Here is a 20463-nt window from a genome sequence, read left to right as displayed (position 1 = left end):
CGTGTACCGCCCCTAAACGGACGGCGTGAGCGCAGTCGGGCGCTGTCTAGGCGCTTCGCTCACAAGATGGAGACAACCATGAATTTCATGAAAGCTATCGTCGCTGCCGGCCTGGTGGCCGCATCGACGTCGGCATTCGCTGCCGACATCACGGGCGCGGGCGCGACGTTCCCATTCCCGATCTATTCGAAGTGGGCCGACGCCTACAAGAAAGAGACCGGCAACGGCCTGAACTATCAGTCGATCGGTTCCGGCGCGGGCATCAAGCAGATCCAGGCCAAGACCGTGACGTTCGGCGCGACCGATGCGCCGCTCAAGGCCGAGCAGCTTGAGAAGGACGGCCTGGTGCAGTGGCCGATGGTGATGGGCGCGATCGTTCCGGTCGTGAACCTCGAAGGCGTCAAATCCGGCGAACTGGTATTCGACGGCGAGACGCTCGCCAACATCTATCTCGGCAAGATCACCAAATGGGACGATCCGGCGATCGCCAAGCTCAATCCGAAGCTGAAGCTGCCGAGCGCAGCCATCACCGTGGTGCGGCGTTCCGACGGTTCGGGCACCACCTTCGTCTTCACCGACTATCTGTCGAAGGTGAGCAGCGAGTGGAAGGCCAAGGCAGGCTCCGGCACTGCGGTCGAATGGCCGACCGGCGTCGGCGCCAAGGGCAATGAAGGCGTCGCCGGCAACATCGGCCAGACCAAGAATTCGATCGGCTATGTCGAATACGCCTACGCCAAGCAGAACAAGCTGACCTATGGCGGATTGATCAACAAGGCCGGCAAGGCAGTGCAGCCGACGATAGCGGCGTTCCAGGCGGCGGCGGCGAATGCCGACTGGGCCAAGGCGCCCGGTTATTACATCGTCCTCTCCGACCAGCCCGGCGAAACCTCCTGGCCGATCACCGCGGCGACCTTCATTCTGATGCACAAGAACCCCGCCGACAAGGCGGCCGCCAAGGAGGCCATCAAGTTCTTCAAGTGGGCCTTCGAGAAGGGCGACAAGATGGCCGAGGAACTCGATTACATCCCGATGCCGGAATCCGTGGTCAAGCTGATCGAGAAGACCTGGTCGGCTGACATCAAGAGCTGAGCTGAAAACGTCTCGTGTCCCGGACGCGGTGCAGCGCTCTTCGCGCTGCTCCGCAGAGCCGGGGCGCACGAGGGTGCGGACATAGAATAGCCCCCGGATCAGCAACGCACACCTCGTGCCGCGCCGCATCCGGGGTGCGAGACAGATCAAGCAAAATAGTTTAGGTACAGGGGACAGGCGTGGCAGATATGGCCGTTCAGAGCGATGCGATGGAATCCGCTGGTCCATATGATCGCGCCAAGGCGCTCAGCGCCTTCAAATTCGGCGACGTTACCTTCTACTGGATCACCCGCGCCTGCGCGATCTCCGTGTTGCTCATCCTCGGCGGCATCATTGTCTCGCTGATCGTGGGCGCATGGCCGGCGATCGTGGAGTTCGGCGCTTCCTTCCTGTTCACGTCGCGATGGGCTCCGGCGAACGACCCGCCGGTGCTGGGCGCGCTCGGTCCGATCTACGGCACGCTGGTCACCTCCATCATCGCCATGGTGATTGCCGTTCCCGTCGGCCTTGGCATTGCGATATTCCTCACCGAGCTCTGTCCGCAATGGCTGCGCCGCCCGATCGGCCTTGCCGTGGAACTGCTGGCCGGTATCCCCTCGATCATCTACGGCATGTGGGGCTTCTTCGTGCTCGGCCCGTTCATGGCCGACAGCTTTCAGCCGTTCATGATCAGGCTGTTCGACGGCGTCCCGGTGCTGGGAACGATTTTCGCCGGTCCGCCGTCCTATCTCAGCCTGTTCAACGCGGCGCTGATCCTCGCGATCATGGTTCTACCCTTCATCACCGCGATTTCGGTCGACGTGTTCAAGACGGTGCCCCCGGTGCTGAAGGAAGCCGCCTATGGCGTCGGCTGCACCACCTGGGAAGTCGTCCGCAACGTGGTGATCCCCTATACCCGCGTCGGCGTGATCGGCGGGGTCATGCTGGCGCTCGGCCGCGCGCTCGGCGAAACCATGGCGGTGACGTTCATTATCGGCAACGCGTTCCGCATCACCGGCTCGGTGTTTTCGCCGGGCACCACGATCTCGGCGGCGATCGCATCCGAATTCGCCGAGAGCGACGGCTTGCATCAATCCGGCCTGATCCTGCTCGGCCTGTTGCTGTTCATATTGACCTTCTTCGTGCTGGCCGCGGCGCGGCTGATGCTGATGCGGCTGGAAAAGAAGGCGGGGAACTGATCATGAACCCGATTTACACCCGCCGCCGCCGCTTCGACGTCATCGTCAAGTTCCTCTGCCTCGGTGCCGCGATCTTCGGCGTCACCTGGCTCGGCCTGATCCTGTTCACGCTGTTCTACAACGGTTTCGCCGGGCTCAATCTGGCGATCTTCACCGAGAATACCCCGCCGCCGGGATCGACCGATGGCGGCCTGCTCAACGCCATCGTCGGGTCGATCATCATGACCGTGATCGGGGTCGGCATCGGCGCGCCGCTCGGCCTGATGGCCGGCACCTATCTGGCCGAATACGGCAGGAACGACCGGCTCACCTCGGTGATCCGCTTCATCAACGATATTCTGCTCAGCGCGCCCTCGATCATCATCGGCCTGTTCATCTACGGCGCCGTCGTGTTGCCGATGGGGAGGTTCTCCGCCTTAGCCGGCAGCCTGGCGCTCGCGGTGATCGTGATCCCCGTGGTGGTGCGCACCACCGAGGACATGTTGCTGCTGGTGCCCAATCCCTTGCGCGAGGCTGCCTCCGCGCTCGGCCTGCCGCGTTCGCTGGTCATCAAACGCATCGCCTACCGCGCGGCGCGCGCCGGCCTCATCACCGGCGTGCTGCTGGCCACCGCCCGGGTCGCCGGCGAAACCGCGCCGCTGTTGTTCACCGCGCTCTCCAACCAGTTCTTCAGCCTCGACCTGACCAAGACGATGGCCAACCTGCCGGTTACCATCAACAACTTCGTGCAAAGCCCCTATGCCTACTGGAAGCAACTCGCCTGGAGCGGGGCCTTGCTGATCACCCTGACCGTACTTGCCCTGAATATTGGCGCCCGCATTCTCGGCGCCGAGAGGACACCAAAATGAACGAGCTTTCTGTATCGATGAGTGCCGCGGGCGGACCCGTTCCCTCGGTGGTGTTGCCGGAAGCGCCGGCCAAGGTGACGGCGCGAGGTCTCAATTTCTATTACGGCGAGAACCACGCGCTGAAGAACATCAACCTTGCGCTCGGCACCAACCGCGTCACCGCCTTCATCGGGCCGTCCGGCTGCGTCAAGTCGACCTGGCTGCGGATTTTCAACCGGATGTACGACCTCTATCCGGGACAGCGCGCCACGGGTCAGCTGATGCTGGACTCTACCAACATCCTCGATAACAAGCTTGACCTCAATCTGCTGCGGGCCCGCGTCGGCATGGTGTTCCAGAAGCCGACGCCGTTCCCGATGACGATCTACGAAAACATCGCCTTCGGGATCCGGCTCTACGAGAAGATTTCCAAATCGGAAATGGACGGCCGGGTCGAAAAGGCGCTGCGCGGCGGCGCGCTGTGGAACGAGGTCAAAGACAAGCTGAGTGCTTCCGGCCTCAGCCTGTCCGGCGGCCAGCAGCAGCGGCTTTGCATCGCCCGCACCGTCGCGGTGCGGCCCGAGGTGATCCTGTTCGACGAGCCGTGCTCGGCGCTGGATCCGATCTCGACCGCCAAGATCGAGGAATTGATTACGGAACTGGCGGAGGAATATACCATCGCCATCGTCACCCACAACATGCAGCAGGCCGCGCGCGTCTCCGACAAGACTGCCTTCATGTATCTCGGCGAACTGATCGAGTTTGACGACACCAACAAGATTTTCACCTCGCCGAGCGATCGGCGCACGCAAGATTACATCACCGGCCGGTTCGGCTGACGCGCACCGCGAGGAAAGCAACAAATGGGTACGGAACACACGGCAAAAGCGTTCGACGGCGATCTGCAGGAACTGACCCGGCTGGTCGCGGAGATGGGCGGTCTTGCCGAGCGCATGATCACCGATTCCGTCGACGCGCTGATCCGCAGGGATGTCGTGCTCGGCAAGCGCGTCGTCGCCTCGGACGTCGAAATCGACAGCCTGCAGCACCTCATTGAGGAACGCGCGGTGCTCACCATCGCGCGGCGCCAGCCGATGGCGGTGGACCTGCGCGAAATCGTCGGCGCCATGCGGGTCGCCACCGATCTGGAGCGGATCGGCGACCTCGCCAAGAACATGGGCAAGCGGGTCGCCGCGCTGGAGAACGATTTCCAGCCGCTCAAGCTGATCCGCGGCCTCGAGCACATGACCGACCTCGTGCAGAGCCAGGTCAAATCCGTGCTCGACGCCTATGCCGCGCACGACCTGCCGGCGGCGATGGCGGTCTGGAAGGGCGACGAGGAAGTCGACGCCATCTGCACCTCGCTGTTCCGCGAATTGCTGACCTATATGATGGAAGACCCGCGCAATATCTCGTTCTGCATCCATCTGATGTTCTGCGCCAAGAACATCGAGCGGATCGGCGATCACGCCACCAATATCGCGGAAACCGTGTTCTACATGATCGAGGGTCAGCAGATGCTCGACACGCGACCGAAGGGCGACATGACCACGTTTGCCACGACGGTACCTGGAAATTGAGAATCTGAGAGAGGCTATGAATATGAGTGCGCGCATAATGGTGGTGGAAGACGAGGAAGCGCTCACCACGCTGCTGCGCTACAATCTCGATGCCGAAGGTTACGACGTCGAAACCGTCGGGCGCGGCGACGACGCCGATACCAGGCTGAAGGAGCGGGTGCCCGACCTCGTGGTGCTGGACTGGATGCTGCCGGGCCTGTCCGGAATCGAACTGTGCCGCCGCCTGCGGGCGCGGCCGGAGACGCGGCAGCTGCCGATCATCATGCTGACCGCGCGCGGCGAAGAGAGCGAGCGCGTCCGCGGCCTGGCCACCGGCGCCGACGACTACATCGTAAAACCGTTTTCAGTGCCGGAGCTTCTGGCGCGCGTGAAAGGCCTGTTGCGCCGCGCCAGCCCGGAGCGGCTGGCCACCATGCTGACCTATGGCGACCTCGAGCTCGACCGCGAAAAGCGACGCGTCACGCGCTCCGGCCGCCCGATCGATCTCGGCCCGACCGAATATCGCCTGCTGGAATTTTTCCTGGAGCATCCCGGCCGGGTGTTCAGCCGCGAGCAACTGCTCGACAGCGTCTGGGGCCGCGACATCTATATCGACGAGCGCACCGTCGACGTCCATATCGGCCGTCTGCGCAAACTGCTCAACCCCGGCGGCGAGCAGGACCCGATCCGCACCGTGCGCGGCGCCGGCTACGCGCTGGATGACCGGTTCGCGAAGGCGGAGTAAATCGTCGTCCCGGCTCAAGTTCGCGAATGGTGCTTGCGACAATCAAGACTGTCGTCGCCCGGCGTAGACCGGGCGATCCAGTACGCCGCGACCTCTCGATTTATCTCAAACGTCTGTGGAATACTGGGTCGCCCGGTCAAGCCGGGCGATGACAGCGGTGTCGCAATGACGACGGCGAGTACTACCGCGTCGGCTTCGGCGGCTGCCGGCGGCGGTCGGAGGCCGGCTGGTAGGCGATCCGCGAGTGGTGTGCGCAATAAGGCAGGCTGGCCAGCGCCCGGCCGCCACAGAAGAAGAATTCCGAGCTCGAGGGATCGCCGATCGGCCAGTGGCAGGTGGCCTCATTGAGCTCCAGCAGCGACAGCCGCTGGCTCATCGGCACCACATTGTCGTAGGCGATCGGATCCGGCTCCATCTCGACGTCGAACGCATGGGCCAGCGCGGTGTTGCCGCGCGACACCGGACGCGATACCCGCATCATCTGCTGGGCGGGCCGCGCCTTGCGCTGCCGCGGGGCGGCCGAGGAGGGGCTCTTGGCGCGGCCGGAAAGGCCGAGCCGGTGGACTTTGCCGATCACCGCGTTTCGCGTCACATTTCCGAGCTCCGCAGCGATCTGGCTGGCGGAAAGTCCGCCTTCCCAGAGTTTTTTCAGCTGCTCGACGCGATCGTCGGACCAGGTCAATACCGTCATCGCACTCTTCCCTTCGCATCGCGCCGGCCAGCATGAGGACGGCGCTGCGATGCCAAATCTCAAAAATCCCTGCGGGCAGAATCCCTTAGCCCTCGCCGGGCGGGATAACCGCGCCCGAACGTGTACGCTGAACAGCAACGACTAGAGGATCAGAACCGCCGCACGAGATGTCGTACCCGACAGCCCGGAAGCTACAATATGGCGTGACTCTCGCGCAAGAGTCAGCATGGTTGCATCCACATGTTCCGTCGCCCACACCGGAATCCTACGGATGTTTCGGGCGTTTGTCTGACCGGTTGACAGTTATCGCGCCACGCCTAGAATGGTTCCCACGTGCCGCCCCTAAAAGGCGGCACGTTTTGTTTTCCGAGGCTGGTTGTGCTGCGATTGCGTTTATACGCACCATAGCGGGCTCTAACCTTTAGTGATCACCATGCCCCATAGCGCGACGTCGCATCTGCTCCCCGTATTCGCCCGGGTCGATCTCGGTTTCGAGCGCGGCGAAGGCGCCTGGCTGATATCAACCACCGGCGAGCGCTATCTCGATTTCACCAGTGGCGTCGCGGTCAATGCGCTTGGCCATTGCCACCCGCATCTGGTCGCTGCCTTGCAGGAACAGGCCACCAAATTGTGGCACATGTCGAACCTGTTCAAGAGCCCGGACGGCGACAGGCTCGCCGCGCGGCTGTGCGAGCAGAGCTTTGCGGATTTCGTGTTCTTCTGTAATTCCGGCGCCGAAGCGATGGAATGCGCCATCAAGATCGCGCGCCGCTATCACGCCGCCAAGGGAAAACCCGAGCGCTTTCGTCTGGTCACCTTCGAAGGCGCGTTTCACGGCCGCACGCTGGGGACGCTGGCGGCGACAGGCTCGGCGAAATATCTCGAAGGTTTCGGGCCGCCTTTGGACGGCTTCGACCAGGTGCCGCATGGCGATCTCGATGCCGTCAAGAAGGCGATCGGCCCCAACACCGCAGGCATCCTGATCGAGCCGGTGCAGGGCGAGGGCGGCGTGCGCTCGGCGCCGAACTCGTTCTTCAAGGCGTTGCGCGAACTCTGCGACCAGCACGGCATGCTGCTGATCTTCGACGAGGTGCAGACCGGCATGGGCCGCACCGGCGACCTGTTCGCCTACAAGCGCCTGGGCGTGACGCCCGACATCATGCCGCTCGCCAAAGCGCTCGGCGGCGGTTTTCCGATCGGCGCGTGCCTGGCCACGGCGGAAGCGGCGTCCGGCATGACGCCGGGCTCCCATGGCTCGACCTTCGGCGGCAATCCGCTGGCGATATCAGCCGCCAATGCGGTGCTGGACGTGATGCTGAAGCCCGGCTTCTTCGACCACGTCCAGAAGATGTCGCTGCTGTTGAAACAGAAGCTGGCGTCGGTGGTCGATCGCTATCCGACCGTGCTGTCGGAGGTGCGCGGCGAGGGCCTTCTGATCGGCGTCAAGGCCGTGGTGCCCTCGGGCGATCTCGTCAACGCGTTGCGCGACCAGAAGCTGCTCACCGTCGGCGCCGGCGACAATGTGGTGCGGTTCCTGGCGCCGTTGATCGTCAGCGAAGCCGAGATCGAGGAATCCGTAGCCCGCCTCGAGCGCGCCTGCGTGGCGTTGTCGGGCGGCCAGTTGCAGAAGGCGGCGGGGTGATGAGCAAGGCTCTGAACCATTTTCTCGACCTGAACGAGATTCCGACCAGGGAGCTGCGCGGCATCCTGGCCGCCAGCGTCGCCATGAAGGCGAAGCTGAAGGCGCAGAAGAAGCAGGACGTCAAGCCGGCCAGGCCGCTCGAAGGCAAGACGCTGGCGATGATCTTCGAAAAGCCCTCGACCCGCACGAGAGTGTCGTTCGACGTCGGCATGCGCCAGCTCGGCGGCGAATCGATCATGCTGACCGGTGCCGAGATGCAGCTCGGCCGCGGCGAGACCATCGCCGACACCGCACGCGTGCTGTCGCGTTACGTCGACGCCATCATGATCCGAATTCTCAACCACGAGGCGCTGCTGGAACTGGCCGCGCACGCAACCGTGCCTGTCATCAACGGGCTGACGCGGCGCTCGCATCCCTGCCAGGTGATGGCCGACCTGATGACCTTCGAGGAGCATCGCGGGCCGATCGAGGGCCGCACCGTGGCCTGGACCGGCGACGACAACAACGTACTGGCGTCATGGGCGCATGCGGCGGAGCGGTTCAAGTTCAACCTGCGCATCGCGACGCCACCGGAGCTGGCGCCGAAGAAGGCGATGAAGGACTGGATCAAGGCGACCGACGCGCCGATCGTGCTCGGCAACGATCCGGAGGCCGCGGTGCGCGGCGCCGATTGCGTGGTCACCGACACCTGGTTCTCGATGGGCGACAAGGAAGGCAAGCACCGCCACAACATCCTGAAGCCCTACCAGGTCAACGCCCGGCTGATGTCATTGGCAAAACCCGATGCGCTGTTCATGCACTGCCTGCCCGCCCACCGCGGCGACGAGGTCACCGACGAGGTGATCGACGGCCCGCAGTCGGTGGTGTTCGACGAGGCCGAAAACCGCCTGCACGCCCAGAAGGGCATTCTGGCGTGGTGCTTCGAGGCGGTGGGGTAGGCGCTCGCTGTCGTCCCCGCGAACGCCGACACAAACTCAGTGTCGTCCCGGCCTCCGAGCCGGGACCCATACCGCGTGATCTCTCGTTTTGGCGATGTGATAGTTGTTCTTCGCACCATGAACGACCGGGATTATGGGTCCCCGCGCCCCGTGCGCAATTGCGCACTAGGCGGGGACGACGATAGACCCCTTTCGTTTCGTTCCTCCCGACCCCAGATAAAGCGCCATGACTTCTCAATCCCCCCCGATCAAAATTCCCCTGGAAACCCCGATCCGCGCCCCGTCAGAGGTTCCGGTCGACGACGCGGTGCTGCCGTTCGAGGTCGCGTCGCTCGACCTGCGCGGCCGCCTGACGAGGCTCGGCCCGGCGCTCGACGAAGTCCTGACCAAACACGATTATCCGCCCGCCGTGGGAAAACTGCTCGGCGAGGCCATCGTATTGACGACCCTGCTCGGCTCGTCGCTGAAATTCGACGGCCGCTTCATCCTGCAGACCCAGACTGACGGCCCGGTGTCGTTCCTGATCGTGGATTTCCAGGCGCCGGACCGGCTGCGCGCCTATGCCCGCTTCGATGCCAAGCGGCTCGAGGACGGCCAGGATTCCGGCGCGCTGCTCGGCCACGGCCATCTCGCCATGACCATCGACCAGGGCGCGGACATGAGCCGCTATCAGGGGCTGGTGGCGCTGGAAGGCGGCAATCTGGAAGACGCCGCGCACGAATACTTCCTGCGCTCCGAACAGATCCCGACGCGGGTGCGTCTGGCGGTCGGCGAGGAATGGCGCGGCGGCGGCGATGGTCCAAAACATCGCTGGCGCGCCGGCGGCATGCTGCTGCAGTTTTTGCCCAAGGCGCCGGAGCGGGCGCGGCAGGCCGATTTGCATCCCGGCGACGCGCCGGAAGGCGTCGAAACCCACGAGGTCGCGGAAGATGACGCCTGGATCGAGGGCCAGTCGCTGATCTCAACCGTCGAGGACATCGAGCTGATCGATCCGGATCTGTCGGGCGAGCGGCTGCTTTATCGTCTGTTTCACGAACGCGGCGTCCGCGTCTTCGCCCCATTGCCGCTGCGCGCGCAATGCTCCTGCTCGCGCGACGCGGTATCCGGCATGCTCAACAGCTTCGAGAAGCAGGACCGCGCCGACATGGTCAAGGACGGCAAGGTGGTGGTGACCTGCGAGTTCTGTTCATCGGTCTACGAGTTCACGCCGCAGGAAGCCGGCGTGGAGTAGGGCGCGCGGCGCTTAAGGCGCCGCCAACTTCCGCACCGTCTCCCTGATCCAGTCGTAATGCGCCGCCAGCGCGACCGCCTTGGTTTGCTTGCCGGAGACGCCGACCATCAACCCGACGAGGCTGTGCATGCCACGATAGGCAAACACCGGTCCGCCGGAATCGCCCGGACCGGCGTTGGCGGCATCCTCGCCGACGCCGGTGAGGACCACCCAGCCCCTGATGGATTGCGAAACCCGCTGCAGAACCATGCGCAACACCACGCTGGCGCCGGAATCCGCTGATGCGCTCTTGCCGTATCCCGCCACGATCAGGTCGTCGCCGACGCCGGGGACGCGCGGATTGAGAACGGCCGCGACGAACCGGTCCGGCAGCGGCTTTGCCAGCTTGAGGATCGCGAGATCGGGCGAGCCGGCATCCCCTGATGTATAGAGCGGATGCTGCACGATCTCGGCAACGGGGCCGAGCCCTGCCTGGTATCCTCCGCCGAGAATGCCACCGATGAGGAAGCGCTCGCCCCGCCTGACGCAGTGCGCGGCGGTCAGCACGATGTCAGGCGCCAGCACCACGCCGCTGCATCGGCCTTTCGCGCCGGCCACGACGACGGTGAAGCGCTGCACCGTGCGGTCGGCGATATCAGCGCCGACCAGCGCGCTGGCCGGACTGCCCGACAGCATGGAAATCACCAGCGCGAGGCATCTCGCAAATTCGGCTCGCACAGACGGCGTCCTTGCTAAGATGGCAATAACAAATCAATTGCGGCAGTGTACACGATATCGAACTCTTGCGTCGTCCCTGCGAACGCAGGGACCCATACGCCGCGGCCTATCGTTGACGCTCAGGCGTCAGATATCTTCGCATGCGAAACCCGGCGGTGGTTTTGGGTCCCTGGGTTCGCCGGGACGACAGCTGTACAAGCGTCACCACCTAATCGAACGCGATGCCGACCTGTTTTCCCCTGCGCCAGACGGCGCGGCAGGGCAGCGGCGACCCGGCGGTCATCAGTATGAGATTCTTCGGAAGGCGCGGGCGACTGGCCAGGCTCAGGCTGGCGCCGGAGGCGGAAAGATTGTGAACCGTGCAGGCGATCTCGCGCCGGCCGGCCGCAATCGTTGCAGGGGTCGTCACGGCGTGGCGCAGAACGACCCGCCGTTCATCGACCAGGGTGCGATCGGCGGTTTGCGGTTCGACCATGCTGAAGACTCTGCTGCATTCCGGACAGATCCAGGACCACATGTCGTAATCAGCGGCGCAGGGGATGATGCGATCGAGGGTCATGTCGACCCGGCATTGCTGGCAGACCGGCATCGGCTTGGAAGTTCGCGGCATGCCGGAAAGTTAAATGCTGCAGCACGAAATTCTAATCCGCACAACTACGGAGCGCGCCGGTTAAGATTAACGCTGCCCGTTTTACCTCTCCGGCAAGCGGAAAAAACGCATGCTAGTTCAACACCCGCTTGCTCTCGGGGCTGTCGAGCGAAAATGCGGGGATGTCGACCTCGAATTGCTCGCCGCTCTCGCTCATCATCTGGTAGCTGCCGCTCATGAAGCCCGATCCCGTCGGCAGCCCCACGCCCGAGGTGTATTCGAAGCGCTCGCCGGGGGCCAGCACCGGCTGTTCGCCGATCACGCCTTCGCCGCGGACTTCTTCCTTGTGGCCGGAGGCGTCGGTGATGATCCAGTGCCGGGTCCGCAGCTGCACCGTCTCGGCGCCGGTGTTGGTGATGACGATGGTGTAGGACCAGAAAAACTGACGGCGATCGACCGGCGGGCGTTCCGGCAGGAAGTTCGGCTCGACGGTGACCTCGATCTGGCGGGTAACGGCGCGGTACATGCTGTCTTCCAAATTTTCATTCAAGGCGTCATTCTTTCAAGCAGCGGTCTTCCAAAGTCCGTCGAGCGCATCATATCGAAGTGTCCTGGTGGAACCAACCACCGGACGGTTATGACGGCCGCCATGCAATTGTAATTCCAACCGCGGTTTCAACAAAGTTCCCGCCTAAAGCGCACCCGCGCGGGCTGTTCCGGCGTATCTTGCTTGCAACCCGCGTGCCGATACTGTCATTCGTGTCGGGCGGGCGGGTAAAGTTCATCTCCAGACGGTGCCAGATGACGTCCATTGCCGATCGAGTTGCCGGACCACCGCTTGCGGATGAAGCGGATGCGCGCGCCGCCGCGGCGCCGGTCGACTTGCCGGTGATTATGCTTCCCGCCGGTGCCGAGCGCGAACTGCGGCTCGATCTGTTTCGCGGGCTGGCGCTGTGGCTGATCTTCATCGACCATCTACCGAACAATATCCTGACCTGGTTCACGTTCCGCAATTACGGGTTCAGCGACGCCACCGAAATCTTCATCTTCATCTCCGGCTATACCGCGGCGTTCGTTTACGGCCGCGCCATGCTTGAGGCCGGCTTCGTGATCGCGACCGCGCGCATCCTGCGGCGGGTCTGGCAGATCTATGTCGCGCACGTGTTCCTGTTCACGATCTTTCTGGCGGAAATTTCCTACGTCGCCGCCAGGTTCGACAATCCGCTGTATTCGGAAGAAATGGGGATCATGGATTTCCTCAAGCAGCCCGACGTCACCATCATCCAGGCGCTGCTGCTGCGATTCCGTCCCGCCAACATGGACGTGCTGCCGCTCTATATCGTGCTGATGCTGTTTCTGCCCTTCATCATCTGGCTGATGAAATGGCGGGCCGACGTCACGCTGGCGCTGTCGGTCGTGCTCTATGCCCTCACCTGGCAATTCGATCTGTACCTGTCGGCCTATCCGAACGGGTTCTGGGCCTTCAATCCGTTCGCCTGGCAATTGTTGTTCGTGTTCGGCGCGTGGTGCGCGCTGGGCGGCGCCCGGCGAATGTCGCGGATCCTGTCGTCGCCGGTCACGATGTGGATCTGTGGCGCCTACCTGTTCTTCGCGTTCTGCGTGACATTGACCTGGCACCTGCCGCAGCTGAATTTCCTGATGCCGAAGCTGATCGAGCAGTGGATGTATCCGATCACCAAGACCGACATGGACGTGTTGAGGTTCGCGCACTTCCTGGCGCTGGCGGCGGTGACGGTGCGTCTGCTGCCGAAGGACTGGCCCGGATTGAAGTCGCGCTGGCTGCGGCCGGTGATCCTGTGCGGGCAGCATTCCCTCGAGATCTTCTGTCTCGGCGTGTTCCTGGCCTTCGCCGGCCATTTCGTGCTGGCCGAGTTTTCCGGCGGCGGCGTGGCGATGCACCTGGTTGTCAGTGTCGCCGGAATCCTCATTATGTCCGGCATGGCGTGGATCATCTCATGGTACAAGCATTCTGCCGACAAGAGTGCATCGCGGAAAAAAGGCGCCGTTGGCAACGCCGATATGGCAGGAGGGGGCTCATGAAGTCCAATCCCGCGGCCCTTCTGGGCCTGACCGTGCTTACCGGCTGCTTTGTCGGCCTCTTGGCCGTCGCGCCCGCGCTTGCCCAGGATGCGCCTGCGCGCACACAGGATGCGCCTGCCAGTTGCGAGGTCCCGGCCTACCTGCTGACGACCGAGAGCACGCTGCCAAAGGTCGAGCACGCCGTCAAAAGCGGTCTTCCTCTGGATATTCTGGTGGTGGGCAGCCGCTCGTCAACCATCTTTACATCAGAGGCCAGTGCCTACCCCGCAAGGTTGCAGGCGGTGCTGAAGCAGATGCTGCCCAAGGCCGTGATCGACGTGTCCGTAGAACTACAGATCAAGAAGACTGCCGAGGAAGTCGCGGTAGACCTCGTTAAGCTGGTGGAAGTTAAAAAGCCTACTTTGGTCATCTGGCAGACCGGCACCTACGATGCTATGCGATCGATCGATCCCGAGGATTTTCGCGGCGCGGTGGGCGAGGGAGTTGTCGCGCTGAAGGAGGCGGGAGCCGACGTGGTCCTGATGAATCTGCAATATAGCCCGCGCACGGAAACCATGATTTCCGCGTCGCCCTATCTGGACAGTATGCGCGTGGTGGCGCAGCAATACGACACGCCGCTGTTCGACCGCTTTGCCATCATGCATCACTGGAATGACTCTGGAGATTTCGACCTGTTCAGCCCGACGCGCGGTCTCGACCTTGCCAGGCGCGTCCATGATTGCATCGGCCGCGCGCTGGCGAAATTCGTCATCGAGGCCGCTCGCGTCGACCCGGCTCAGCAGAATTGAGGAACTAGCGTTAATGAGTTGTCACTACCCTTTTCGTCGCGTTGCATCCCTGGTGCTATCAGCCGTCGCGGCATTCGTGCTGCTGACGTCCGCGCCCATTTGGCCGGCGCGGGCGCAAGCCGTTCAGCCTGCCCAGCAGGCCACCCTCTCCGACACCGCCACATCCGATGCTGCGAAGCCGTCCGCGCCGCCCGCGAGCGGCAATGTCGCCGCTGACCCGGCCAATCCGCAGCAGAAGAGCCTTCCCTCCAGGGCGATCGAGAAGGTCAAGGAAGTCGCGAAATCGGCCGGCGACATTTTCAGCCGCGTGCCCTGTCTGCCGCCGAAGGGCGGCGTCAAGAAGATGGGCTCGCTGCCGCGCGTGGCGAGCGAACTCGCCGCCGGTGAGCCGGTGCTGATCGTCGCATTCGGCTCGTCTTCGACACAGGGCCATGGCTCGACCTCGCCGGACTTCAACTATCCCAACCGGCTGGCGGCACAGCTGCGCCGGCAATATCCGACCGCCGACATCACCGTGGTCAACGCCGGCAAGGGCGGCGAGGACGCCCCCGAGATGATGAAGCGGCTGCAGACGGCCGTGCTCGACAGGCAGCCGGATCTGGTGATCTGGCAGGTCGGTACCAACGCCGTGCTGCGCAACCTCGATCCCGCCGAGACCGCCAAGCTGGTCGAGGAAGGCATCGCGCGGATTCAGGCTGTCGGCGCCGACCTCGTGCTGGTCGATCCGCAATATTCGCCGGCGGTCAACGCGCGCGCCGAAAGTGCCAGCAAGATGATCAACCTGCTCGGCAAGGTCGCCGAGCTGCGTCATGTCGGCATCTTCCCGCGCTTCGAGGTGATGCGCGACTGGCATGAAAAGCAGGCGATCCCGATCGACAATTTCGTCATCGCCGACGGCCTGCACATGAGCGACTGGGGCTACGCCTGCTTCGCCCAGCTGCTCGGCGACGACATCATCCGGTCGGTCGGCCAGATCAAGCTCGGCGTCCACGTGCCGTCCGATGTGCGGACGTATCGGCCAATGTGAGGACGACTCTCGTGTCGTCCCTGCGAACGCAGGGACCCATACGCCGCGGCCCAACGGATGGAAGTTGGTGCCAGACGAGTTTTCGAATCGCTGGCATCTGTGGTTATGGGTCCCTGCGTTCGCAGGGACGACAATAGAGGTTCACGCCTTTTCCAGCGCCGCCACGAGATCCTCGATCAAATCGTCACGATGCTCCAGCCCGGCCGAGAACCGGATAAAGCCTTCGCTGATGCCGAGTTCGGCGCGCGCCTCCGGCGTCAGCCGCTGATGCGTCGTGGTCGCTGGGTGGGTGACGAGGCTCTTGGCGTCGCCGAGGTTGTTGGAGATCCGCGAGATCTTCAGGCCGTTGAGGGTGCGGAACGCCGCCGCCTTGCCGCCCTTGACCTCGAAGCCGACCAGCGTCGAACCGGCGCGCATCTGCTTCTTCACCGTGGCGGCCTGCGGATGGTCGGACCGGCCGGGATAGATCAGCCGCGAGATTTTCGGATGCTGCGCCAGCGCGTCGGCGATGGCGCCTGCGGTCTCGGTCTGGGCGCGGACGCGCACCGCCAACGTCTCCAGCCCCTTCAGCAGCACCCAGGCGTTGAACGGCGACATCGACGGGCCGGTCTGGCGCATGAAATTGTGGATGTGCTCGGCGATGAACGCTTCCGACGACAGGATGATGCCGCCGAGGCAGCGGCCCTGGCCGTCGATATGTTTTGTCGCGGAATACACCACGACATCGGCGCCAAGCGTCAGCGGGCTCTGCCAGATCGGCGTCGCAAACACGTTGTCGACGATCAGCCGCGCGCCGCCGGCATGGGCGATTTCGGCGATCGCGCCGATGTCGAGCACGTCGAGGGTCGGATTGGTCGGGCTCTCCAGGAAACAGGTTTTGGTGTTCGGCCGCATCGCCTTCTGCCACTGGTCGAGATCGAGGCCGTCGACCAGCGTGGAGGAAATGCCGTAGCGCGGCAGCAAATCTTCCACCACGTAGCGGCAGGACCCGAACATCGCCTTTGCCGCCACCACGTGATCGCCGGCCTTCAGGGGAGCGAGAATGGCTGTCGTCACCGCGGCCATGCCGGTGGCGGTGGCGCGCGCGGCTTCGGCGCCTTCGAGCTCGATCATGCGTTGTTCGAACATCGAGATGTTGGGATTGGAAAAGCGCGAATAGAGAAAGCCGGGCTGCTCGCCCTTGAATCGCGCCTCGCATTGCTCGGCTGAGTCGTAGACAAAACCCTGGGTCAGGAACAACGCTTCGGACGTCTCGCCGTATTGCGAGCGCAACGTGCCGGAATGGACCAGCCGGGTTTCGGGACGGTAGCGGGCGGTGGATTTAGTCTCAGACATGTGACCTCCGTCGTGACCACCATCGAAAAATGGTCACAAAAAAACCGGCCTGGAAAAAATTCCACAAGCCGGGATCACACATGTCCCCGGCCTGTTTAGCGACTTATTTAACGTGGCTGCAAGCCGGCCGGCTCAAATCACCACGGGATAAGTCATGCTGATATTCCCTTGCGCCCTTTCCGTCAAGGCGGCCATCGGATAACCGGTAAAAGTCCGCATTTTCAGCGTCTGGATGGCCGGAAAGCCCGGCCCTTCCTGAGGACCCCCACCGTGACCTTCACGCTTTCGCCCGACGCCAATGGCATTCTGCCCGACCGCATGATCGCGGCGATGGCGGATGCCGGCCTCATTCTGCCGGCCTATCCCTTCGTCGAAAGCCAGATCCAGCCGGCCAGCCTCGATCTGCGCCTCGGCGACATCGCCTATCGCGTTCGCGCGAGCTTCCTGCCGGGGCCGGGCGCCACGGTGGCCGAGCGGATCGACGAACTGAAGCTGCATGAAATCGACCTGACCGACGGCGCGGTGCTGGAGACCAACTGCGTCTACATCGTGCCGCTGCTGGAGAGCCTCGCGCTGCCGCCCGAAATCGTCGCCGCCGCCAATCCCAAGAGTTCGACCGGCCGGCTCGACGTCTTCACCCGCGTCATCGCCGACGGCACAAGGCGCTTCGACATGATCGGCGCCGGCTATCACGGCCCGCTCTATGCCGAGATCAGCCCGAAGACCTTTCCGGTGCTGCTGCGCGAGGGCTCGCGGCTGTCACAGGTGCGCTTCCGCACCGGCGACGCCATCCTCTCCGCCGACGAACTCGACGCGCTGCATGATCTGGAGCGGCTGGTCGATGTCGACGACGCCGATCTCGTCAACGGCGTGGCGCTCAGCGTCGACCTCCAGGGCGAAAACTCCGGCGGATTCGTCGGCTATCGCGCCAAGCGTCACACCGGCGTGGTCGATATCGACCGCCGCGGCGGCTACGCCGTCGGTGAATTCTGGGAACCGATCGCGGCGCGGCCCGACGGCAGCCTCATTCTCGATCCCGGCGAGTTCTATATTCTGGCGTCGAAAGAAGCCGTCCAGGTACCGCCGGATTACGCCGCGGAAATGGTGCCGTTCGATCCGCTGGTAGGTGAATTCCGCGTGCATTATGCCGGCTTCTTCGATCCGGGTTTCGGCTATGCCGGCGCCGGCGGGCAAGGCTCGCGCGCGGTGCTGGAAGTGCGCTCGCGCGAAGTGCCGTTCATTCTCGAGCACGGCCAGATCGTCGGCCGCTTGGTCTACGAGAAAATGCTGGCCCGCCCCGACGCCATGTACGGCCAGCGCATCGGCTCCAACTACCAGGCCCAGGGCCTGAAGCTGAGCAAGCATTTCAAGGTGTGACGCGCCGGTGTTCCGTGCAAGCCAGCCCATAGTTAGCCCGCAGAGCGACCAGGTTCGCCCGCAAACGGAAGCATAGTATGTCCGCGGTTTGGCAGCAGGTTGCTACCAAACCGATCAAGTACCGGGACGCAGCTTGAGTCCGGGGCGATCCGACTTTTTCGCGATCGATCTGAAGTGCTCCTTCATAAGCGAGGGGTCGTCGTTCATCGCGCGGCTGGCGGCTACGTTGTGCTCCTCGACGGGAATGGCGGACCAGACGAGTTCGATCCCGACAGGCTTGCACACGGCGCTGAAGAAGACCTTCTGGCTGCGACCGTTGCCTTCGCGAAACGGATGCAGGAAATTCAATTGGCCGTAGACCTCCGCGAGATTGCCGGCAATCCGTGCGATATCGTCGGTCGCCGCGCGACGCAACGTCGTCACCAGGTGGCGGATGGCCTTCCTGCCGTCGGCTTCGATCCGGTCGGGCCGGGCGAAGTAGCCCGAGGGCTGGCCGTTCTCGTCGAGCTTGCGGATGTGGATGGTCCGGAAGTCTCCGGCCCAGTCGAACACGGCTCCGAACATCGCCCTGTGGACGGTTTGCCAGCCTGCGAGCGCGGGTCTGACGGGAGGACCTTCGTTGAACAGGTATGCCGCTTCGATGGTCACCATGTCGTCGACCAGGCGGTCGAGATCGTCGGCGCTCAGGATCCCGAACTTGTTGCGGAGGACGCCCGTACCGGGAACGAGGTACGGGTCCGACAAGGTCAGCCCCGCGCTTTGCGCAACATGCGCTCTCGCATCTCGGCTCCCGAGATCGCTCCCGTCTCGTAGAGAGAGAGCAGTTCGCGGCAGAAGGCGGACGGCCGTCCTCCCTCCATCATGGTGATCGCGATCGCGTTCCTGACGCTGTCCGCCCGCGCAGCGCGCTCGACGTCCTTGGGCAGGCGCTCCTTGGTTTCGTCCAGTGAGGGGAATCCGGCGATGTTCATGGCGAAGCGTTCCTGAGAAGCAGTGTCGCACTGTCTGCAGAGTATAAGCGATCACCCTGAAACGCGAAAGGGCGCGGATTTACGTGCAAATTGAGTATGACCCCGTGGAATTGGCGGTTTGTGGGCGCGGTATGCCTCCGAATGCGGGCGAGATGCGCTTATTCAGTTAAGGAATCTTCAGTCAAATCGAGGATACGGGAAAACGTTCTGGGGGTCGGCCTCGTGTCCCGGCCGCGCTCTCGGCTGCGCCGGGACCCATTTGCTGCGACTAAGCGTGGGGCCCCGGCCCGGCAGCGCACCACGCTGCAGGGGCCGCTGCGCAGCATCCGGGGCACGAACACCCCGCCGCCGAATCGCCTACCGCATCAGCAGTGCGCCGGCCCAGGCCGCGACGGCGACCAGCATCAGGCCCGGGATCAGGCGCAACGCGAACGACCGGCTGCCGCTGCTCCAGGCAAATACGATCTTGCTGGCGGTGTTGGTGGTGAGCGCGGCGAGCACGGGAAACACCGCGTCGGCAGCGGTCATCTTTCCGGAGGCCACCAGCGAAGCCACCGCGATGGCAGCGGAGTGCGTGTCGACGAAGCCGGCGGCCGCGACCGCAACGATGACTCCGGTCTCGCCGAACCAGTCCCGCAGCGCCGCCGAGACCATCAGGATCGCCGAAAGGGTCAGCGCGAACAGCAACGCGACCGGGAGGCTGAACGCCTGTCCCGGCTGAGGATCCGGCATGTCCTTTTCGCGCAGGGTCCGGATCGTGAAGAAGCCGCCATAGGCGGTCGCGGCGATGCCGGCGCAGAGCAGCGGGATCGCAAGCGCGCGCAACGTGGCGATGCTGGTGGCGGCAAGCACCACGGACATCAGCACGATGGTCGCGACGGTCGACAGCGCGGCGCCGGCGACCGCGGCGGTGAGGATGCCGGGACTTTTCCGAACCCGAATTCCCATCGCGCCGATGGTCGCGGTGCTGGAGATGAAGCCTGCTGCCAGCCCTGCGATCGGGAGGCCAAAGCGCGCGCCGAGCAGCCGGATGAGAATGTAGCCGGCGGCGCTGATCCCCATCACCAGAATGACGACGATCCAGATCGCGCGCGGATTGAGCGCGTCATAGGGGCCCATCGCCTGGTTGGGCAGCAGCGGGAGAACCACCAGGGTCGCGCCGGCGAAGATCAGCGCATCTCTCACCTCCGCCTCGCTCAACACCGAACGGACGAAATGATGCAGCGGAGTGCGCGCCGCGAGCAGCGCGGCGAGGGCGACCGCGATGCCGGCCGCCAGCGCGGGCTGTTGCATCGCGAGACCGCCGAGCAGCGCGGTCAGCACCAGCGCAATCTCGGTGGTGAGACCAGGATCCTTGTCGCGCGATCTGAAATAGGCGACGGCGATCAGCGCCGCCACGCCCGCAACGGTGACGGCCAGCACCGGCGCACCGCCCACCATCACGCTGATGGCTCCGGCCAGCGCGACGACGGAGAAGGTGCGGATTCCCGCCGGTGCGCGGGCAGGCCCTTGCCCCTTGCGGCGCTCCCGCTCGGCGCCGATCAGAAGCCCGATGCCGAGCGCGACCGCGAGGTTCAGGAGCAGGGGAGGCAGATTGAACATTTTGCTCCTGTGCGTCAGATCATATTCGGCGTGGCCGGCCGCTTGCCGTCAACACGGCCGACCGACTTCATCCCGCCGCAATCGCTCGATGTTGAT

The 20463-nt window shown here is 64.0% G+C and carries 21 protein-coding genes and 1 riboswitch; of the genes, 13 read left to right on the top strand and 8 right to left on the bottom strand.

The annotated features are described in order from the left end of the window. The first annotated feature begins 78 nt into the window (after positions 1-78). The 6 genes from pstS (at position 79) to phoB (ending at position 5398) form a co-directional block, all read left to right on the top strand. Positions 79-1089, top strand: a complete 1011-nt coding sequence (gene pstS, locus Q7U29_RS01140; protein WP_304737501.1) for a phosphate ABC transporter substrate-binding protein PstS — start codon at positions 79-81, stop codon at positions 1087-1089. Between the two features lie 179 nt (positions 1090-1268). Beyond that, complete coding sequence (gene pstC / locus Q7U29_RS01135) at positions 1269-2267, top strand: phosphate ABC transporter permease subunit PstC (protein ID WP_304737499.1); 999 nt, start codon at positions 1269-1271, stop codon at positions 2265-2267. Between the two features lie 2 nt (positions 2268-2269). Further along, a complete protein-coding gene (gene pstA, locus Q7U29_RS01130; RefSeq protein ID WP_304737498.1) occupies positions 2270-3115 on the top strand; it encodes a phosphate ABC transporter permease PstA in 846 nt (281 codons plus the stop codon). Further along, the gene (gene pstB / locus Q7U29_RS01125; RefSeq protein ID WP_304737496.1) at positions 3112-3933 is read left to right on the top strand and encodes a phosphate ABC transporter ATP-binding protein PstB; all 822 of its coding nucleotides are present in this window, start codon (positions 3112-3114) and stop codon (positions 3931-3933) included. Before pstA ends, pstB begins: the two co-directional genes overlap by 4 nt. Positions 3934-3957: 24 nt before the next feature. Continuing rightward, on the top strand, positions 3958-4674 hold the full coding sequence (gene phoU / locus Q7U29_RS01120) for a phosphate signaling complex protein PhoU (RefSeq protein ID WP_304737494.1): 717 nt from the start codon (positions 3958-3960) through the stop codon (positions 4672-4674). Between the two features lie 22 nt (positions 4675-4696). Further along, positions 4697-5398 (top strand): phosphate regulon transcriptional regulator PhoB, encoded by a 702-nt coding sequence (gene phoB / locus Q7U29_RS01115; RefSeq protein ID WP_304737492.1) that lies wholly within the window; start codon positions 4697-4699, stop codon positions 5396-5398. Positions 5399-5579: 181 nt separating this feature from the next. On the opposite strand, the gene Q7U29_RS01110 is transcribed toward phoB, so the two are convergent. Beyond that, positions 5580-6089: a GcrA family cell cycle regulator gene (locus Q7U29_RS01110; protein WP_304737490.1), complete on the bottom strand. Its 510-nt coding sequence runs from the start codon at positions 6087-6089 to the stop codon at positions 5580-5582. A gap of 433 nt (positions 6090-6522) precedes the next feature. Between Q7U29_RS01110 and Q7U29_RS01105 the strand changes: the two genes are divergently transcribed. The 3 genes from Q7U29_RS01105 to Q7U29_RS01095 all read left to right on the top strand — a co-directional run bounded on the left by Q7U29_RS01105 (position 6523) and on the right by Q7U29_RS01095 (position 9900). Next, positions 6523-7731: an aspartate aminotransferase family protein gene (locus Q7U29_RS01105; protein ID WP_304737488.1), complete on the top strand. Its 1209-nt coding sequence runs from the start codon at positions 6523-6525 to the stop codon at positions 7729-7731. Beyond that, complete coding sequence (gene argF, locus Q7U29_RS01100; RefSeq protein ID WP_304737487.1) at positions 7731-8669, top strand: ornithine carbamoyltransferase; 939 nt, start codon at positions 7731-7733, stop codon at positions 8667-8669. Before Q7U29_RS01105 ends, argF begins: the two co-directional genes overlap by 1 nt. Before the next feature lie 226 nt (positions 8670-8895). After that, positions 8896-9900 (top strand): Hsp33 family molecular chaperone, encoded by a 1005-nt coding sequence (locus Q7U29_RS01095; protein ID WP_304737485.1) that lies wholly within the window; start codon positions 8896-8898, stop codon positions 9898-9900. A 12-nt stretch (positions 9901-9912) separates the two neighbouring features. On the opposite strand, the gene Q7U29_RS01090 is transcribed toward Q7U29_RS01095, so the two are convergent. From Q7U29_RS01090 to apaG, 3 genes are all read right to left on the bottom strand, one after another. Beyond that, positions 9913-10617: a trypsin-like serine protease gene (locus tag Q7U29_RS01090; RefSeq protein WP_304737484.1), complete on the bottom strand. Its 705-nt coding sequence runs from the start codon at positions 10615-10617 to the stop codon at positions 9913-9915. A gap of 208 nt (positions 10618-10825) precedes the next feature. After that, positions 10826-11227 (bottom strand): PilZ domain-containing protein, encoded by a 402-nt coding sequence (locus Q7U29_RS01085; RefSeq protein WP_304737482.1) that lies wholly within the window; start codon positions 11225-11227, stop codon positions 10826-10828. 112 nt (positions 11228-11339) lie between these two features. Next, positions 11340-11732: a Co2+/Mg2+ efflux protein ApaG gene (gene apaG, locus Q7U29_RS01080; RefSeq protein WP_304737481.1), complete on the bottom strand. Its 393-nt coding sequence runs from the start codon at positions 11730-11732 to the stop codon at positions 11340-11342. Between the two features lie 275 nt (positions 11733-12007). Between apaG and Q7U29_RS01075 the strand changes: the two genes are divergently transcribed. The 3 genes from Q7U29_RS01075 to Q7U29_RS01065 are packed head-to-tail and all read left to right on the top strand — an operon-like array spanning position 12008 to position 15082. After that, positions 12008-13267 (top strand): OpgC family protein, encoded by a 1260-nt coding sequence (locus Q7U29_RS01075; protein ID WP_304737479.1) that lies wholly within the window; start codon positions 12008-12010, stop codon positions 13265-13267. Further along, positions 13264-14055, top strand: coding sequence for an SGNH/GDSL hydrolase family protein (locus tag Q7U29_RS01070; RefSeq protein ID WP_304737477.1), 792 nt, complete (start codon positions 13264-13266; stop codon positions 14053-14055). Before Q7U29_RS01075 ends, Q7U29_RS01070 begins: the two co-directional genes overlap by 4 nt. A gap of 13 nt (positions 14056-14068) precedes the next feature. Next, complete coding sequence (locus Q7U29_RS01065; protein ID WP_304737475.1) at positions 14069-15082, top strand: SGNH/GDSL hydrolase family protein; 1014 nt, start codon at positions 14069-14071, stop codon at positions 15080-15082. Between the two features lie 141 nt (positions 15083-15223). On the opposite strand, the gene Q7U29_RS01060 is transcribed toward Q7U29_RS01065, so the two are convergent. Then, the gene (locus Q7U29_RS01060; RefSeq protein ID WP_304737473.1) at positions 15224-16417 is read right to left on the bottom strand and encodes an O-succinylhomoserine sulfhydrylase; all 1194 of its coding nucleotides are present in this window, start codon (positions 16415-16417) and stop codon (positions 15224-15226) included. Between the two features lie 74 nt (positions 16418-16491). Then, a riboswitch (SAM riboswitch) is annotated at positions 16492-16571 on the bottom strand. A gap of 116 nt (positions 16572-16687) precedes the next feature. Here Q7U29_RS01060 and Q7U29_RS01055 point away from each other — a divergent pair. After that, the gene (locus Q7U29_RS01055) at positions 16688-17794 is read left to right on the top strand and encodes a 2'-deoxycytidine 5'-triphosphate deaminase (RefSeq protein ID WP_304737472.1); all 1107 of its coding nucleotides are present in this window, start codon (positions 16688-16690) and stop codon (positions 17792-17794) included. Positions 17795-17908: 114 nt separating this feature from the next. Here Q7U29_RS01055 and Q7U29_RS01050 read toward each other — a convergent pair whose 3' ends face one another. The 3 genes from Q7U29_RS01050 to Q7U29_RS01040 all read right to left on the bottom strand — a co-directional run bounded on the left by Q7U29_RS01050 (position 17909) and on the right by Q7U29_RS01040 (position 20367). Next, positions 17909-18445 carry a Fic family protein gene (locus tag Q7U29_RS01050; protein ID WP_304737470.1) on the bottom strand — a complete coding sequence of 179 codons (537 nt, stop codon included), beginning with the start codon at positions 18443-18445 and terminating at the stop codon, positions 17909-17911. 95 nt (positions 18446-18540) lie between these two features. After that, positions 18541-18765, bottom strand: a complete 225-nt coding sequence (locus Q7U29_RS01045) for a hypothetical protein (protein WP_304737468.1) — start codon at positions 18763-18765, stop codon at positions 18541-18543. A 357-nt stretch (positions 18766-19122) separates the two neighbouring features. Beyond that, positions 19123-20367 (bottom strand): MgtC/SapB family protein, encoded by a 1245-nt coding sequence (locus Q7U29_RS01040; protein WP_304737467.1) that lies wholly within the window; start codon positions 20365-20367, stop codon positions 19123-19125. Between the last annotated feature and the right edge of the window lie 96 nt (positions 20368-20463).

It is taken from the genome of Bradyrhizobium sp. (assembly GCF_030654605.1).
Taxonomy (GTDB): Bacteria; Pseudomonadota; Alphaproteobacteria; order Rhizobiales; family Xanthobacteraceae; genus Bradyrhizobium.
This window is presented reverse-complemented; position numbering and strand designations above follow the sequence as displayed.